Source organism: Campylobacterota bacterium, from assembly GCA_040752835.1.
GTDB lineage: Bacteria > Campylobacterota > Campylobacteria > Campylobacterales > Sulfurimonadaceae > Sulfuricurvum.
This window is the reverse complement of record JBFMGG010000005.1, coordinates 116,635-134,121: the sequence shown is the minus strand read 5'-3', so window position 1 is coordinate 134,121 and position 17,487 is coordinate 116,635. Positions and strand designations below refer to the sequence as shown.

Sequence of the window (17,487 nt, the reverse complement as noted above, 5' to 3'; positions counted from 1 at the left end):
GTTACAGTTCCTCACACTCGCGAACGAAGATTTTGATGCTCTTGTTTTTCAGCGAGCTTTTGATGTCATCCGCGAGCGTCTGCGCCGCGTCCGCATGGAGAAAAAGACGAAACAGCCCGTATTCGCGACGTGCGCTCACCTGTTCTTGGGCATTGATCAGCAATGCCCCGGCCGAATAGCGGCTGCAGGGGAAAAAATAAAAATCATCATACCCTTTGGAGAGTAAAAAATCAACCAGCACGTCTTTGGATTCCAGTTCGAAATAGATGTCCAGCCCTTTGAGGTTCATCGGTGCGTCCTTTCATAGAGGAGTCTGAATGCCGGCGGCAGGATCAGTAGCGTCAGGACGGTCGATGTGACCAATCCTCCCAAAACGACGATAGCCAGCGGTTTTTGTACCTCACTGCCCACCCCTGTGGCGAACAGCAGCGGCAACAGCCCCAGCGCCGCGATAAATGCGGTCATCAATACGGGGCGCAGACGCCGCATCGCACCGATACGTACCGCATCCTCGATACCGCATCCCCCTTTGAGCAGGGCGTTGAAATAACTGACCATGACAACCCCGTTGAGGACGGCGATCCCGAACAAGGCGATGAATCCGACCGAGGCGGGAACGGAGAGGTATTCGCCCGAAACGAACAGCGAAATCACCCCTCCGGTAACCGCGAACGGGATGTTCAGCAAAATCAGCAGGGTAACCGGCACCGAGCGGAACGTGAAAAAGAGGATCAGGAAAATGACCGCGATCGACAGGGGGATGACCATCATCAGTTTGGCCGCCGCCCGCTGCTGATTCTCGAACTGGCCGCCGTAAACGATCCGGTATCCTTCGGGGAGACGGACGTTTTGGGAAATTTTCTCTTTCGCTTCCTCCACAAAACCGACCAAATCGCGCCCCTCGACGTTGGAACGGACGGTACTGAAACGTTCGCCGTTTTCGCGGTCGACTTTGAGCGCCCCTTCACTCGTCTGGATATCGGCAATACTCGCAATCGGAACCGCAAACCCTTCCGCCATGGGAAGTTCCAGGGCCTTGAAGCGTTCCATGTCCGAAGCGATTTCGGGATTCATCCGCATGATGACCGGAATCCTGGCATTGCCGATCGGCAATTCATCGACACTGACCCCCTCCAGCGCGACTTTCAAAAACAGTCCAAGCTCGGCAGAATCGACTCCCGTTTTGGCCGATTCGATCCGGTTGGGTTTGAGCGTGAGGTAGTTGACCCCCTCGTTCAGCGTCGTAAACACCTCCGTTGCCCCGTTCATCCCCGAAAGGGTATCGGCGATCTCCTCGCTGAGGCGGTTAAGCTCTTGGATGTCGTTGCCGTAAATCTTGACCGCGAGGTCTCCTCGGGTCCCCGTGAGCATCTCCGAAACACGCATTTCGATCGGCTGGGTAAACCCGAAGCTGATTCCCGGAAAATCGACCAGAGCGGCCTGAATCTTCTCTTTGATCTTCTCTTTCGATTCGGCTTCCCACTCGTCCTGGGGCTTGAGGGTGATAAACGTGTCAGTCTGATTCAATCCCATCGGGTCAAGCCCAAGCTCGTCCGAACCGGTCCGCGCGACGATACTTTTGACTTCGGGAACGTGCCGGAGAATCGCTTTTTGGATCTGGAGGTTGAGCTCCTTGGATTTTTCGAGCGAAATAGAAGGGGGCGTTTCGACCCCCAGGATAATGTCCCCCTCGTCCAGGGTGGGCATGAAGCTTTTCCCGACGAACAAAAACAAGCTGAAGCTTATCACCAAAAAGGCTACCGCTCCGGTAAAAAGCGTCCGGCTGCGATTCAGGGAAAAATCGAGCAGCGGAGCGTAGAGACGGTTGAAAAAACGGCCCAAACGGGTCTCTTCATGGGGGGTGCTTTTCAGGACGAGCGAACACACCACCGGAATCAGCGTGAGGGAGAGGAGCAGCGATCCGAAGAGTGCGAAAACGATCGTCATCGCAACCGGGGCGAACAGTTTCCCCTCCAGTCCTTCGAGCGTCAGAAGCGGCAGAAAAACGACCGCGATGATCAAAATACCGCTGAAAACGGCGGCGGAAACCTCTTTGGTCGCACGGTAAACCTGGTGCAGTTTCGGCAGCGACGATTCCCCTTCCCCCAGTTTGGCGAAAGCGTTTTCGACCACGACGACCGCCGAATCGACGAGCATCCCGATAGCGATGGCCAACCCGCCCAGGCTCATCAGATTAGCGCTGAGACCGAAATATTTCATCATTACAAAAGCGATCGCGAGGGAAAAGGGCAATATGACGCTCACTGCGATCGCCGCCCGCAGATCGCCCAAAAAGAGCATCAGCAACACTATGACCAGAACGATCGCTTCGACCAGTGCCTTCGAGACGGTCGAAACCGCTTTTTCGATCAGCTCGCTACGGTCATAAAACGGTACGATTTCGATCCCCTCCGGGAGCTGGGGCTTGAGCGCTTCGAGGCGCTGTTTGATCTGCGTGACCGTTTCCTGGGCGTTCGCCCCCTTGAGCGTCAACACCAACCCCTCGGTCGCTTCGCCGATTCCGTCTTTGGTAACGTAACCAAGCCGGGTCCGGGCCCCCTCCTCGACCGCACAAAAATCGCCGATCCGGATCGGCCCGTTGTGCGAATGGATCGTGATATTGGCAATTTCGGCAGGTTCCCGGACCCCGCTTTGCACTTTGACGAGATAACTCTCCTCATAAGCGTCCACGCGCCCCGCCCCGTCGTTTTTGAGGTTGTTCGAGAGGGTCTCTTCGAGGGCGCTGAGGGTGATCCCAAGGTTGCGCATCGCCTGAAAATCGGGTTGAACGACGATTGCCCGGGCTTCGCCGCCCAGGGAGTTCACGTCGGCCACCCCTTTGGCCCCGCGCAGTGCGGGACGGATGACGAAATCGAGCAACTCCCGTTTCTGCGACTGGGTGATGTTCCCCTCCACGGTGAACATGAACGCTTCCCCCAGCGGCGTCGTGATGGGGGCCATTCCGCCGCTTACCCCTTTGGGAAGATCGGGGAGCAGGGCAGAGAGTTTCTCGGCCACCTGCGCACGGGCGCGATAAATGTCGGTACCGTCGTTAAAATCGATCGTGATGTCGGCAATCGCATACTTGGAAGTGCTCTTGAGGAGTTTTTGGTTTTCCAGCCCGAGCAATTCAGCCTCCATCGGCTTTACCACCCGGTTTTCAACCTCTTCGGGGGTCATTCCGGGTGCTTTCATGATAATTTTGACCTGGGTCGATGAGATGTCCGGGAACGCGTCGATGGGGATTTTGAGAAACGAATAGACCCCGTACCCGAACAGGGCCAGGGAGAGGAGGATGACGATCAGCCGCTGTTTAAGCGAAAATTCGATGAGGGCGTTTAGCATTACTCAAATCCCATTCCGCCGAGCGCGCCTTTGAGCGAAATGGTTCCGCTGCTGACCACCTGCGTTGCGGGGGTGAACCCCTCGCCGCTTACCGCGACGTGATCTTTGAAGTATTTGCGTACTTCGACCGTTTTGGGGGCAAATCCCCCTTGAACCCGGACAAAACAGATGTCGCGGTTTTTGTATTTGGTCAGCGACGAGCGAGGCAGAAGCACCCAGCGGCTTTTTTCAACCGCCGCAATGTACATCTCCGCCGACGTACCCGCGCGGAAAGAGGGATCGGGGTTCGTGATCCGCGCGACGGCCGCACCCGAATTGTTCATCCGATTGACCGAGACCGAGACCGAGGTAATCGTCCCGATCCGTTTTCCGTTTTTGTCGTTCACCGCTGCCCCTTTTCGGATAAAAGCGAGCTGCTTGGGGGGAACCATGATGAGCGCGTTGAGTACCGACGCATCCGAGAGTTTCAGATACGGAACGAACGCGGCGATTTTTTCGCCCCCCATGACGGGCCCTTCGGAGATGACGCCCGTTCTCTTCGCCCGAATGGCAAACGTCATCCCCTCACTTGGGCGACTGTCGGCTCCCGCATACCGGAAACGACCGGATACTTCGGCCTCTTTGGCTTTAAGGCTCGATACCTCCAGGGCGCTTCTTTGGGCTTCACGCAACGATAAAACCCCCTCCCGGAACAGCGCTTCGTCTTTTTTGGCGTATTCGCGGACGATTTTCAGACGCTGCCGCACGTCGGTGAGTTCGTAACTGGCCGCGAGAAGTTCGGATGAAGCGATGGTGCACACAATCTCTCCCGCTTTGACCGCGTCCCCGGGTTTTTTGACGACCCCGGCCACCGTCGCTTCGCTGCTGAGGGTATAGACCGACGAGCGTTCGTCGGCATAATCGAACGTCCCGATGAAAGGGCCCATCGTGTCGCTCTGAACCGACTGCACCTTTTGAGCCCTGATCCCCAGTTTTTTAATCTGGGCGTCACTCATTTTGATCGTCCCGAAAGCCGCAACGCTGCACAAAAGCGCCATCACTAAAATTTTCATTCCCATATTCTCCCGACTTTTTCTTCCGTTTTGGCGATCTCGTCCAGATAATCGCGTTTGAGCCGAAGCGTTTCGGCCTGAGCAGCGTAAAAACGGTTTTTCGTCTCCAGGTATTCGAATTGTCCGACCACGCCCCCTTCGAACCCTTTAGCCGCCATTACATGAAGGGCTTCATGCCGTTTTTGCATCGCCAAAGCCTCCCCGATCAGGCGCTGTAACTCTCCGAGCTTGCGGAACGACTGTTCCGCCGCAATGGAAAGTTTTCGGGCGGTCAGCTCCTTTTGAGCCGCCGCCGCGCTGCGCATCGCCATCAGTGCCGCAATACGGCGCTCGTTTTTCGCTCCGAACGACAAAGGGATGCTCACGCGCACATCGACGCTGTGCTGCGTCGGTTCGCGGGTCATTCCCACACCGAAGCCGACCGTTTCGACCATCGAACGGCGAAGCGTTTCGATCTGCGAGGAGAGTTCTTTTTCGGCAAGTGAAAACTGCTCCAGCACCGCCGAGCGTTTGATCGTTTCTTCCCAAGTCCCGGCATCGACGAACCGAAACGACAGATCGTCAACACGGATTTCGGTATCAATATGGGTCATTTCGCGGAGCGTATCCTGGTGCGTGCGGTAGGCGATCAGCGCTTCGGATGCCTCTTTGCGGGCGACGCCGAGCTCGGTCTCAAACCGGACAAGCTCCATCTGCGATATTCTCCCCGCTTCGTGTTTTTTCCGCGCGATCGCATACCCTTGTTCGGCCGATTCCTGTTTTCGGCGGTAGATTTCCGCCTCTTCCCGGGCCAGTTCCGCCAAAAGGTACTCGTGCTTGAGACGGCTTTGTATCAGGGTCTTGCGAAGCTCAGAATCCCCTTGCGCTCTACGGATGGCGGCATCGAACTCGGCATTTTTGGCCTCTTTGACCCACGGATTTTTTGCGGTCATGCCCACCATCATCGAATACTCGTTCCCATTCCCACTGGGATCGTCGGCACGGATGCGGCGTGTGGCCCCTTCCAGATAAAGCGGTTCGAATGCACCGTACGCGCTTTTTTCATGCTGAAGCGCTTCTTGTTGCCCCTGCGCCGCGCTTTGTTCAAGAGAGCGTTCGTAAGCGATACGACTGAGTTCGTCAAACGTCATCGCACCCAGCGTCGCGGGAATCGCCAATAAAGCGGCGGTCCAAAAACTCCGAAGTATCATGAGCGCTCTTCACGGTGGACGACCGTGCCGGTCGCCGGATCGACGAACACTTTGACCGCTTTCTCGTTAGTGTCGTATCCCCATCCGACGTACAGCAGATTCGAAGCAACGTCGCGCAGAGCGATCTGCTCGATCCGAAAACCTTGTGCCGAGAGTTTGGTTTTCACCTCTTCGCAGCTCAGGGGCGCAAGTCGTTGAAGCTGCTGGCGCACTTTCATCTTCTGGACCGGATGGGAGGCATGATTGCCGAAAACGGCGAGTTCATGCAGAGGAGCCGGAACTTTGACCGACGAATCGATTCGGGCGAAAACCGCCGAAGAAAGCAACGCTGCAAGCAAAAGGGCGTAACGCATGGGAACCTCCTGATCTTTATCCGTAATCATAGGCTTTTACTATGAGAAAATCATTAGAAACGGTGTATGGAACCCTTTGAAACTATTACCTGTTTTTATGATATAACTCTGTATCTTAAAACCAAAATCAGGATTTCGTACGTGCGGATCGTCAAAGAACTCTTCAAACTCTACCTCCTCTTCATCGCCCTCTTTTTTCTGGGGCGGCTTGGGCTTTATCTCCTTTATTTCGACCGTCTGGGTGACATCACGCTTGCCGAATCGCTCCTCAGTTTTCTCTACGGTCTCAAACTCGATACGATGGCCGTCTCGATCATCCTCGTCATCCCCGCCCTGATCCTCACCGCGATGCCCCGCCGCGGAGCAGCATGGGGCAAACGCCTCATCGACGGGTGGGTTCTTGTTTTCCTCCTGCTGGCGCTGTTCGTCGAAAACGCCACGTTCCCCTTCGTCGCGCAGTACGACGTCCGCCCCAACTACCTGTTCGTCGAATATCTCAAATACCCGCAGGAAGTAAGCTCGATGATCCTCAAAGAGTACCCGCTGCAACTCGCCCTCGCCGGGGTAATGATGGGATTCGCTGCATGGGCTTACGTGCGCTTCTTCCCCCGACGTTTCGTCGAAGCGATGCAACCGCCGCAGTGGCAGAGACTGCTGCTGCTCTTTCCGATCCTGCTGGTCCTTTTCATCGGAATCCGCTCCTCTTTCGGCCACCGCCCGGCCAACATCTCCGATGCCCTCTACAGCACCAACCGCCTGGCCAACGAAATCGCGAAGAACTCCCTTTACAGCGTCGGATATGCCTACAAAAGTTATGCCAAGGAAGAGGACATCCTCAAACGCTACGGCAAAATGGACGTGCGCGAAGCCTACGCCCGGGTCTCCGCGCGTCTCAACATCCCGCTGGGCTCGCCCCTCCCCTTCACCCGCAGCGAACCGACCCGTTTTCCTTCCGAAGAGCCCAAAAACCTCGTCATTTTCATCCAGGAGTCGATGGGAGCGCAGTTCGTCGGATTTTGCGGAGGGGACGCCGCCGTGACGCCCAACATGGAAAAACTCTCCCGTGAAGGGCTTGCCTTTACCAACCTCTACAGCAACGGAACCCGAAGTATCCGGGGACTGGCCGGGGTGACGTCGGGATGGCTCCCCCTCGCTGGGGATGAAGTGGTCAAACGCAACAAATCCCAAAGCGACTTTTTCACCGTCGCTTCCCTGCTCAAACCGCTCGGATACAAATCGAGTTTCATCTACGGCGGCGAGGGGCGCTTTGACAACATGCGCGGCTGGTACCTTGGGAACGGGTTTGACGAAGTGATCGAGCAAAAAGACTACAAAAATCCCACCTTCGTCAGTACCTGGGGGGTAAGCGACGAAGACCTCGTCATGAAAGCGAACGAAAAATTCAAAGCACACGCCGCCAAAGGGGAGAAATTTGTCAGCGTCCTCTTTTCAAGTTCGAACCACTCCCCCTTCGAACTCCCCGAAGGAAAAATCGAATTTCTACCGGGCAAACCAAAATACGGAGTCGAAAACGCGGTCAAATACGCCGACTTCGCCGTCGGAAGACTGTTTGAACTGGCCAAAAAAGAGCGGTATTACAACAACACGGTTTTCGTCGTCGTCGCCGACCACAACGTCCGTGTTTACGGGGACGACGTCGTCCCGGTCAACATGTTCCATATCCCCGCGCTGATCGTCGCGCCGGGGCTGAAACCCCAGACGTTCGACAAACTCTCCTCGCAACCCGACGTCCTCGCCACGGCGCTTGATCTGATCGGAACCGACCTGACCTATCCGGTGCTGGGGCATTCGGTCTTCAGCGACGCGAAACAGGAAATTTCGCTGATGATGTTCAACGATACCTTCGCCCTGCGCTCCGAAGATCGCATCGCCGTTGTGCAGCCGGGCAAAGCGCCCGAAACGTTCCTCTACGCACAGGCTCGCCTGCACCCCTCGGCCCATGACGCCGAACTCGAAAAAGATCTTCTGGCGTTTATTACCGTTTTGGATGACATGTACAGCAAAAAACTTTTCCGCGCCCGTTAAACGCGCGGCTTTCCCGTCCTTCCATCCAAAGAGCCGATCGGCCGGAATGAAACTGCATTCGATAGGGAAAAAAGCCGATGAAGGTCACGGTAAAAAAAGAAAAAAGAATCGGAAAAAGAAAATCGATGAAGAAGAAAGAGGGGCTCTCTCCGAAGAGAGAAAGAAACGATTAACGTTTCGAGAACTGAGGAGAACGGCGCGCTTTGCGTTTACCCGGTTTCTTACGTTCGACGACACGAGAGTCGCGGGTAAGCATACCGAAAGGTTTGAGAATCGCACGGAACGAAGGATCGAAAGTGCAGAGTGCACGAGAGATCCCGTGGCGAAGCGCATCGGCCTGTCCTGAAAAACCGCCGCCGAGCGTTGTCGCGACGATATCGACCGATGTATCCTGTTTTGTCAGTGAAAGAGGCTGCGTAACACGCAGTTTTTTCGCTTCGAGACCACCGAGCCAAGCGTCGAGTGAAAGACCGTTTACAGTGATTTTACCTGTACCCGGAGCAAGCCATACTTTTGCGATCGAAGTTTTTCTTCTGCCGGTTGCATACGTTTTTGCCATCGTTTATCCTTACTTAGCGATCTGCGCAGAGTGTGGGTGTTCTCCACCTGCATAGACTTTGAGTTTTTTGAGCATTACGCGGCCCAGTTTCGTTTTGGGAAGCATACCGCGAGCCGCGAGTTTGAATACTTTCTCGGGGTTTGTCGCGATCAGTTCGACGAACTTTTCGCTTTTGACGTTACCGAAGTAACCGGTGTGGCGGTGGTATGTTTTGGTCGCGTTTTTACCGTTACCGTTGATAACCGCTTTTGACGCGTTGATGACGACGACGAAGTCGCCGCAGTCAACGTTTGGGGTGAAATACGGTTTGTCTTTTCCGCGAAGACGGGTAGCGATTTCTGTCATGAGACGACCGAACGTTTTCCCTTCCGCATCGATCAAAACCCATTTACGCTCGATTTGCTCTGGTGTGGCAATTTTTGTAAATTTCATCACGAGCCTCCTTTTAAAGTCTCTATAAATAGTGGCGCAATTGTACCTGTTTATTCTTATAGATAGCTTAAATTAAGTTTTTTATAAGCACTCTTCCCATTCGATCCCTTCGGAGAGGAGATAACACAGATAGCCGCGGACCTTTTGGTTCGTCGCCGCAGCGACCGCGTCGGCGTAGCGGAGGACCTGGGCACGGTATTTTCCCTCATCCTCCCGCCCCGATTTGTAATCAACGACGATCCACCCCTCCTCGCTGCGGATGAGCAGATCGATTACGTGAATCGCGCCGCGATGGCGCAACGTCTGTTCCTTGCGCACTTCCCCCCGCGTGATGCGGAGGAAAAACGGATCGGCCAGCAGTCGTCCGGCCCTCTGGGCGATCTCGTCGATCGCTCCGGGACGCAGCGTCGCGCCGTAGCGGTTTCGGGCCGCTTCGAGAGCGTCGCCGAGGGCATCGGCCGAAAAACTCCCCAGCATTTCAAGAACGTAATGCAACGCCGTTCCAAACTGCGCCGCATCGTAGTCGAAGGCTTCTTCACGCGGGAGCGAAGCGGCTTCCTCCTGCGTGCCGAACCGCATTCCCCGGTACGAAAGGCTCTCCAGCGTCTGCGGCGTTTTGGGCGCCGTTTCCCGCCGCCGCAGCTCCCCCCATTGCGCCGGAACCAGCCCGAGAGGTTCGAACCACGACCCTTTTTCCTTCGCGATGATGTGGAGCGATTCGACAGCACGGGTCAGCGCCACGTACAGAGCGTTGAGACGGTCTTCTTCGGCCGCTTTTTTCTCTTTTTCGAGCGCCGCCGCATAACGGGGATCGAGCTTTTCACGCTCTTTAATCCGGTAATGCAGCCCGATCAGCGACGCACCGTCGTATTCGTACACGATGGGATCGTTTTTCGCGCGCGGACGCCCCAGCTGGTCGAGGACGATCACATGCTCGAATTCCAGCCCCTTGGATTTATGGACGGTCATGATCCGTATCCCCCGCAGATCGCTTTGCGGCGAAGCGGTTTCGAGCCGGTCGACCTCGAACACCGCCTCTTCCAGATCGCGGTAACCCCGCAGCGCCTCGATGAACATCAGCGCGCTTTTGTCGGCGATTTCGTAACGGCGCACGAAACCGATCGCCGCCTCCACGGGATCGGCGAGAAGGACGCGCTGGACATCGTCGGCCCCGACCCCCAGCAGCGCGGCGGCGTTGAACCGGTAAATCGGCGCATCGAAATAGCAGTAGCGCAGATACTCGATGACTGCACGCACACTCCTCTGCGACACCAGTTTCGCGGTCGTTTCGGTGACCACCTCATACCCCCGCTGCGAAAGGTATTCCTCGACCGCCCCCCCGTCGCTGTTGGTGACCGTCAAAACGGCGATCTCTTCGGGTGCGGAGCCGTTGCCGATCAGCCGTTCCACGCACCCCAAAAGCGATTCGAGCGGATCGGCGCCTGCGAGGGTCTCCACGTATCCTCCGGCGAGCTTTTCGGGACTTTGCTGCGGGGTGTACCCCGCGATTTTCTCCGCAAACGTCCGGTTGACGAATTCGACGATCGTGCTGCGCGAGCGGTAGTTGACCCGCAGCGGCTCGATCCGGACGTCAAAAAGCTCCGCGACCCGGTGAAACAGCGCGCTCACCCCTCCGCGGAAGCGGTAAATGGATTGTTTGACGTCGCCGACGAAAAAGAAACTGCCCCCCTCTTTGACCCCGGAACCCGCACGCAGCTCCTCGATCAGCGGGCGAAGGATGTCGAACTGGATCACGCTCGTATCCTGAAACTCGTCAAGCAGCAGGTGCTTGAGATGCGCATCCAGGCGGAAATAGAGGAATTCGCTCTCCAGCTTTTCACGCAGAAGCGTGTGAACGTTGAGCGTGATGTCGTCGAACGAAAGTTCGTTGCTTTGAAGCGCGATCGCGCGACGGCTTTTTATATAGAGCTTCAAAAGGGTGAAAAGCTCTTTGAAATAGAGCGCTTCGCGCCGTCGGAAATGCTCTTGAAGAGCCGACTGGAGCTTGCGGAGGAGATCGTCCATCGCCGGTTCGTAATGTTTTTTGAAATCCCAGTATTCGAGAGTTTCTTTGAAGACCCACGTCTTCTCCAGTAACGACGCCAGGTCGCTAAACTCCATCGTGGCACGGGAACGATCGCTCAGGGGTTTGGCGATCAGCATCGAACGCAGTGCGAAGGCGTACTCCATGATCTGCGCGCTCCTCTCTTCCCCCGCTTCGACGCCGGCGTACGCGTCGAGGTCGAACTCCTTGTGCTTTGCGTACAGCTGCGAGAGCAGCGTAAACAGCGCACCCAGCCGCTTTTCGCTCAGTATCGACAGATGAACCAGCGCCGGGGTGGAGCGCGCGACTTCCACCTCGTTCAAAAACCGCTCCAGAAGCCGCACTTCATGATGGTTCTGGGTCGTCCTGAACGTCGGCATCAATCCGGCGTTGAGGGCGAATTTACGTAAAATCCGCCCGAAAAACTTGTCAATGGTCGAAATCTGTACGTCGGCGTGCAAAAAACGGCGCAACACTTCGCTCCGCCGCGCGAGGATCTCCCCGGCCGGGATGCCGCACACTTCGGCGATCGCCTGCAGCTCCCCCCTCTCGTGCAGATGTTCGAGCGTCTGCACCATCCGTTCGAGCATCTCGTTGGCCGCCTTGTTCGTAAAGGTAAGGGCCACGATCGTTCGGGGGTCTTCTCCCAGAAACAGCAGACTCAGATAACGTACGACGAGGTTGAAAGTCTTGCCGCTCCCCGCGCTCGCCTCGTACGCCAAAAAGGGTTCAAACGCCACGCATCGCCTCCCGGTTGCACAGATAGACGTAGGCGCAATTGCGGCAGCGCCCCGGATCATCGCACATCTCCCAGACCCACGTTTTCCCTTCGGAGAGGGTTTTCAGGATCTCCCGGAGCCGAGCGTTTTTAGCCTCCAAAAAGCGCTCCCGAAACAGTTCCCCGCGCCCCAGATCATAATAACCGCATCCCTGCACTTGCCCGAGCGTGGCGGCCAAAAAGGAATACACGCTGAGCTGGTAATCGGTATCCTCCTCTTTGGGCTCGCGGTCGACGTCGGGATAGTTGCCGCTTTTGTAATCGATCACTTCGAAGTCCCCTTCGCGCACGTCGATCCGATCGACCCTCCCGACCAGCTTGATCCCCTCGATCGTTGCCGAAAGCTCTTTTTCACGGTACGCGACCCGCCACCCCTCTTCGAAACGGCGGATTTCGGAACGGTAAAATCCTTCGAGCTTTTCAAGCCACAGCCGCTTCATGTGGCGTTGGAGCGCATCGTCGCCGTTGTGATCTTCCCATAGGATTTCGAGGGCGTTTTTGATCTCCGAGGGGGCACGGTAGGCGTCACGTTCGCGGTAAAGCGCTTCGAGCGACGCGTGCAGGACATTGCCGATGTCCCTCTCCTCGGAGAGGTCTCGCGGCAGTTCATGCGGAACGAGATGGAGGACGTATCGGTAATAAAACTGCCGCCGACAGGTAAGGAAGCTCTTGAGCGAACTGGCCGAGAGGGGATGGGCGGTAAAGTCGTACTCCCCCTCATAGGCGGCCCGGATACGTTCTTTCGGCGCAAACGACGGGAAAAGCGCCTCTTCGTAGCGGTACTGCGCACTTCGCAGCGGTATCTTCATCTGCAGCAAAAAGCGCGAGGGGACCGATTCGGCATTCTGGACACACGCGATCGCAACCCGCTTTGCCCGATTGAACAGCATCGCGTAGTAATGCTTCTGGAGCGATTCGCGGTCACCCGAAGTCGGCAATCCTGCGAATTTGCGGGTCTGGGTATTCAAAAAGAGATCTTTGTCGCTCTTGTGGGGGACGTAGCCTTCGTTGAAATCGACCACGACCACCCCATCAAACGCGCTGCCCCGCGTCTCCAATAGCCCCATGACCGTCACTTTTCCGCCGCGCACGTCATCAAACGTACGGTTGCGCAGCCGGTTCATAAAAATACGCAGGACGCTTTTGAAATCGAGGTTCTCCAGCGCCGACGCGAGGTGGGAAAAGCGGCGCAGCTCCTCGCGAACGATCTCGCGCTCATCGTCATCCTTTTGGTCTTCCGACGCCGTCTCCCACAGCTCTACGAGCTCTTCCATCGCAAAAGGCCTCGGATAGCGCGATTTGATCCATTCAATCCGCTCGGCGCCGACATGGCGGATCCGAGCACGGTTGAGGACGTTGGGCTCGTCGAGATACAGCATGACGCTTTCGACGTCGCGGTACGCTTGCGCCGTCTCGAAACTTCTCCCCATCGCGAAGTTGAAATTCCCTTCATCGTTGAACGCCCCCAGCAAAGGGGCAAACGATTCATCGGGCAGTACGACGGCGATCCGTTCGGGAGGGATCCCCTCCAGGACGAACGCTTCGACCGTCGCCTTGACGTATCCCACCTGCGCGAGGCGGCTTTGGAAAGTATCGCATACGAGCGCACGGTTTTGGCGCAGTTCTGATTCCTCGAGAACGCGGTTTTGGCTGAGCGAGAGACGGTAATGTTTCCCCTCGGAGATATCGAATCCCATTTCGGCAAGACGCGAGCTCATTTTACGATTATAAGGGGTCGCGTTGTAGACGATCTGAAGCTCGACCGTACGGGCACATTCTCTGAGGATATCGATCTCCCGCCGGCTCAGGTAACCTTCCACCTCGATGCGCACCGAATCGAAATGGCTCAGAAATGCCGTGTCGACATCCATCGTCTCAGCGGCGAATATGGGGTCCGCCCAGCCGTTTCGCTCGCAGATTTCACGGTAACGCTCACGCAGACGGATCAATATGGCGATGTGTTCTTCGTATTCACCGTAAACGTCGACGTCGCGGAGAGTATCGACGCTGACCTGCTCGGAGGCGAGCTCTTCGAAAAAGCGGAAAATATACTGTGCGTTCTGGATAAAACTAAAGAAGCTGCGTTCGATCTCTAAGGATGCGAACGCTTTGAAGTCGCTCGCTTCGTGCAGTGCGAGCAGCCGGAGATCTTCATCGGGAACGATCCGCCCAGGAGCAATGCTGCATCGGCTCAGGAACTCCCCCATGCTCATGTGGCGGGGAAGCATCCCCTCGCTCGCCGATTCCAGCGCGTTACGGATGCATCGGGTGGTGGGGTAAACGACGCACTCTCGGGAGAACATCGTTAAAATTCGAACGTGCTGGGGTTTCGGGTATCGGCTTTGAGGTTGTAATAGCGGGTATCGCCGCCGACGCTGACTTTGGCCAGAATGTCCCAGCGACCCGGTTTGGGCAGATCAACCGCTTTAAACGTGTAGTTCCCGTCTTTTGGTGTTTCAGGAGAGAGGGTGATGTCGAACTCTCTCGTATCCGGACGCGTCAAAACCGCTTCGATTGTTGCGTTCTCGACCGCCTTGCCCGATTTGTCGCTCACGCGGTAAGTGATTACCGTCCCTTTTTCAACGATCTTCGGAGTCAGCAAAGCAACGTCGTATTTCCGGTCGAACGCGATTTTTGCCTCGATTATCTCATTGACGTTCGCATCGTAATCGTGGTAGCTTTGGAGCCCGTAATCGGACATCTGAACGGGGTTATTGAGGGCGACTTTGATCGTTACGACACACGCACCGATGATCCCGAGGATCGATAGGGCGATGATGATCGGCCATTTGCGGCCGGCGTCTTTATTCATCCTTTTTACCTTCTTTACGAAAATATTTTCCCCGAATATAGAGGATAATTGCGTAAAGAATGATACCGTAAAAAATGACGCGTAAAATATCGATGAAATTTTTGCTGCCGCTTCCGGCGGATGAGCTGAGGCTCACCCCCTGATGCGCGGCAATCTGCTCGGCGACGTCGGCATAGCCGTTGTACATGGCAACCGAGTATTTTGAGACGATATCGTCCCCTTTGGCTTTTTCGGCCAGGATCGGGAGGATCGTACCGCCGCGGTTGGCTATCAGCTCTTTGGCTTCGTCGTAGCTGCGGGCGAACATCACCGCGCTCACCACCGCACCGATAAACGTTGCGTTGGGACTGAGGACCTGCTGTTTGTTAAAATGCTCATATAAAGAGACGGGACGCGCCAGGATATCGACTTTTTGTTCCAGCTCGATAAAAGTCATGATGACGGCGGGCTCTTTGATTTCCCGGGCCAGCTGCTTTTCGAAGTCGGCGATGCTCTGGTTGCCGTCGAGGTCACGAACCATGACAAGGTAGAGCGAAACGCCCGTTTTGGCTTTTAGCTCCGTGCCGATCGCGTTAATCTGTTCGGTAAATGCCGGATTTTTGACAACATCGTCTTTATATAAGAATTCTGCATGAAGAGAAAATGCGAAGATACAAATGAAGGTGAGGGCCGCCAGCCCTCGCGAGAGTAACAAACGTTACCCTTTACCCGACGAACAGGTGATTGGGCGTAACAACCGCCCACAGCGTTACCGCTGCGGAAATCACCAATGTCCAAGTGATGAGTTTATCCATGATACTTGCCATACTAAACCCCTTACTCTACGTTGACCCGATGCTTAGCGTTATCGGTGCTAATCATCTTGATCTCTTTTTCATTTTCGATTTTGTAGAAGTTGGCGGCATTGTTTTGCTGCGCGCCGAGTCCCAAAACCGTGAGGAAAGCAAGGATGGAGAGCAACAATACTGTTGCAATCAACATCCCGGTGATGCCGTCCAATGCAAAAATGCTACGATTTTCCATAAGACTCTCCTTATTTGCTGAGGCCGGTGACATACGCACCAAGCGCTTTGACTTGAACTTCGGTCAAGTTGTTGAATGCAGGCATTGCACCGATCGCACCTTTTTTACCGTGTTTGAGAACGTCGGCAACCAAAGTAGGATTGAACTCGGCGATGCTTGGCGCAACCATTTCCATACCTTTACCGTCAGGTCCGTGACATGCCGCACACGTTCCGGCGAATACATCGGCACCTTCGGTACCTTTCATTCCGCCCGCAACGTATTTTGCGACTGCATCGATTTCAGCGTCGGTGATCAGGGCACCCGTGTTGGCGTTCATCAAACCGTTACGATCAGGCATCGGCGCCGGATATCCGAGCATTCCCTGGCCGTTGTTGATAACGTGTTTAACCGTTTTCTCTTCCAGACGCACCGTCAGGTTCGCCGCTTTGCCGTCGATACCGTCGGCCTGCAGACCGTGACACGGAGCACACTGAACGATGAAGATCGATCCGCCCATCTCTTTGAGCGTCTCTTCGTCCATGTTCGCATGCTGCGCTTCGAATTTCGCATCGTGCGCCGCTACGTCTTCGTTGTATTCACCGATTTGCGAATACGCGTTGACGGGATAACCCGCGAGGAAGTACCAGATAGCCCAGATGTTGAGACCGAGGAAAATAACCGCCCATCCGAAAGGAAGTTCGTTTTTATATTCACCGATACCGTCCCAGTTTTCGTCCGCAAGCTTACCGCCCGCTTTGTCCGTCTGCATCTGACGGATGTATTTCAATGCTACGAAGATAGCGATGGTCGCAGTTGCGACCGCACCGAGCATTGCCAATTTGTTGACGATGTCATCACCCATGTTGCCGCCGGCGATTACCCAGGTAAGGCCGAGCAGCGCAGCGACGAAGACGACACCGAATACCATCAACTTATTCATTATGGCTCCTTCTTATTTATCTCATCGTTTTTGGAGATCTCTTCGACAGGTTTGTCCGTGATCTCGTCGTGAAGCGCGATATTTCCGTACTTTTCATAATCGCGCTTCCCTTTCCACTGCGAACTGTAGAGGTGGTAGATGTACGCGTACAGCACCACCACCAAAAACGCCGTGAAGAAAAAATACGCATACGCCTGAATCGTACCGATATCCACGCTCTGCCCCTTATTTCAGGCTGTTCATGTATGCGATAAGCGCAACGATTTCAGGAATCTGTCCCGCCGCTACCGCATCTTTGACGTCTTGGTTTTTCATATCCGCTGCAATCGCTTTGGCTTCTTCAAGCGCTTCGGCTTTTGCTTCTTCCAACGTCGCACCCAATTTAACGGTCGCTTTTGTACCGTCAGCCATCGGGATCTCTTGGTTGTAAGGAACCGCGAATACTTTATTGACCGTTACCTGCTCAGCATACGCCGTATCGATATCCGCCGTATTTTTGAACATCCAGCGGTACGCCGGCATGATCGAACCAGGGACAACCGCTGAAGGTTCCCACATGTGGTTTTCGTGCCAGTCGGTTGTACGGTAGTTACCTACACGCATCAAGTCAGGACCTGTACGTTTTGAACCCCAAAGGAACGGACGGTCGTAAGCGTATTCACCGCTCAGGCTGTAGTGACCGTAACGGTCGGTTTCAGATTTGAACGGACGAACCAGCTGCGAGTGACACGCGTTACAGCTGTTTTTAATGTAAACATGACGACCCGCAAGTTCCAGCGTGCTGTAGGGTTTTGTCCCGACAACCGGCTGAGACGCCTGCGCGAAGTTTGGCAGAATCTCGATGAGCCCTGCGAATGAAATGACGACGAATACAGCAACCGCGAAAAAGAACGGGTGTTTTTCTAACCAGTGAAACATATTTCTCCCTCCT

General features: G+C 55.3%; 16 protein-coding genes. 1 reads left to right on the top strand and 15 read right to left on the bottom strand.

The window, feature by feature from the left end:
• Window position 1 precedes the first annotated feature (1 nt).
• Genes AB1763_03860 through AB1763_03840 form a run of 5 tightly spaced genes read right to left on the bottom strand, consistent with a single transcriptional unit; the run spans window position 2 to window position 5,970 of the window.
• A complete protein-coding gene (locus tag AB1763_03860) occupies window positions 2-289 on the bottom strand; it encodes a DUF3240 family protein (GenBank protein ID MEW5831953.1) in 288 nt (95 codons plus the stop codon).
• A complete protein-coding gene (locus tag AB1763_03855) occupies window positions 286-3,345 on the bottom strand; it encodes an efflux RND transporter permease subunit (GenBank protein MEW5831952.1) in 3,060 nt (1,019 codons plus the stop codon). The genes AB1763_03860 and AB1763_03855 overlap by 4 nt, the downstream gene beginning before the upstream one ends.
• Window positions 3,345-4,397 (bottom strand): efflux RND transporter periplasmic adaptor subunit, encoded by a 1,053-nt coding sequence (locus tag AB1763_03850; protein ID MEW5831951.1) that lies wholly within the window; start codon window positions 4,395-4,397, stop codon window positions 3,345-3,347. The genes AB1763_03855 and AB1763_03850 overlap by 1 nt, the downstream gene beginning before the upstream one ends.
• Complete coding sequence (locus tag AB1763_03845) at window positions 4,394-5,587, bottom strand: TolC family protein (GenBank protein MEW5831950.1); 1,194 nt, start codon at window positions 5,585-5,587, stop codon at window positions 4,394-4,396. Before AB1763_03845 ends, AB1763_03850 begins: the two co-directional genes overlap by 4 nt.
• Entirely contained in the window at window positions 5,584-5,970 is a 387-nt protein-coding gene (locus tag AB1763_03840; protein MEW5831949.1) for a PepSY domain-containing protein, read from the bottom strand. Before AB1763_03840 ends, AB1763_03845 begins: the two co-directional genes overlap by 4 nt.
• A 111-nt stretch (window positions 5,971-6,081) precedes the next feature.
• On the opposite strand from AB1763_03840, the gene AB1763_03835 reads away from it, so the two are divergent.
• Window positions 6,082-7,986 (top strand): LTA synthase family protein, encoded by a 1,905-nt coding sequence (locus AB1763_03835; GenBank protein MEW5831948.1) that lies wholly within the window; start codon window positions 6,082-6,084, stop codon window positions 7,984-7,986.
• A gap of 169 nt (window positions 7,987-8,155) precedes the next feature.
• On the opposite strand, the gene rpsI is transcribed toward AB1763_03835, so the two are convergent.
• The 10 genes from rpsI to ccoO all read right to left on the bottom strand — a co-directional run bounded on the left by rpsI (window position 8,156) and on the right by ccoO (window position 17,474).
• Window positions 8,156-8,545, bottom strand: a complete 390-nt coding sequence (gene rpsI / locus AB1763_03830; protein MEW5831947.1) for a 30S ribosomal protein S9 — start codon at window positions 8,543-8,545, stop codon at window positions 8,156-8,158.
• A 9-nt stretch (window positions 8,546-8,554) separates the two neighbouring features.
• A complete protein-coding gene (gene rplM / locus AB1763_03825; GenBank protein ID MEW5831946.1) occupies window positions 8,555-8,977 on the bottom strand; it encodes a 50S ribosomal protein L13 in 423 nt (140 codons plus the stop codon).
• A gap of 81 nt (window positions 8,978-9,058) precedes the next feature.
• Window positions 9,059-11,761, bottom strand: coding sequence for a RecB-like helicase (locus tag AB1763_03820; GenBank protein MEW5831945.1), 2,703 nt, complete (start codon window positions 11,759-11,761; stop codon window positions 9,059-9,061).
• Window positions 11,751-14,102 carry a PD-(D/E)XK nuclease family protein gene (locus tag AB1763_03815; GenBank protein MEW5831944.1) on the bottom strand — a complete coding sequence of 784 codons (2,352 nt, stop codon included), beginning with the start codon at window positions 14,100-14,102 and terminating at the stop codon, window positions 11,751-11,753. Before AB1763_03815 ends, AB1763_03820 begins: the two co-directional genes overlap by 11 nt.
• A gap of 2 nt (window positions 14,103-14,104) precedes the next feature.
• On the bottom strand, window positions 14,105-14,611 hold the full coding sequence (locus tag AB1763_03810) for a FixH family protein (protein MEW5831943.1): 507 nt from the start codon (window positions 14,609-14,611) through the stop codon (window positions 14,105-14,107).
• A complete protein-coding gene (locus tag AB1763_03805; protein ID MEW5831942.1) occupies window positions 14,604-15,305 on the bottom strand; it encodes a 3-dehydroquinate dehydratase in 702 nt (233 codons plus the stop codon). Before AB1763_03805 ends, AB1763_03810 begins: the two co-directional genes overlap by 8 nt.
• A 122-nt stretch (window positions 15,306-15,427) precedes the next feature.
• Window positions 15,428-15,634, bottom strand: a complete 207-nt coding sequence (locus tag AB1763_03800) for a DUF4006 family protein (GenBank protein MEW5831941.1) — start codon at window positions 15,632-15,634, stop codon at window positions 15,428-15,430.
• Between the two features lie 10 nt (window positions 15,635-15,644).
• Window positions 15,645-16,556 (bottom strand): c-type cytochrome, encoded by a 912-nt coding sequence (locus tag AB1763_03795; protein MEW5831940.1) that lies wholly within the window; start codon window positions 16,554-16,556, stop codon window positions 15,645-15,647.
• Window positions 16,556-16,771 carry a cytochrome c oxidase, cbb3-type, CcoQ subunit gene (locus tag AB1763_03790; GenBank protein ID MEW5831939.1) on the bottom strand — a complete coding sequence of 72 codons (216 nt, stop codon included), beginning with the start codon at window positions 16,769-16,771 and terminating at the stop codon, window positions 16,556-16,558. The genes AB1763_03795 and AB1763_03790 overlap by 1 nt, the downstream gene beginning before the upstream one ends.
• Window positions 16,772-16,781: 10 nt before the next feature.
• The gene (gene ccoO, locus AB1763_03785; GenBank protein MEW5831938.1) at window positions 16,782-17,474 is read right to left on the bottom strand and encodes a cytochrome-c oxidase, cbb3-type subunit II; all 693 of its coding nucleotides are present in this window, start codon (window positions 17,472-17,474) and stop codon (window positions 16,782-16,784) included.
• Window positions 17,475-17,487: the final 13 nt, after the last annotated feature.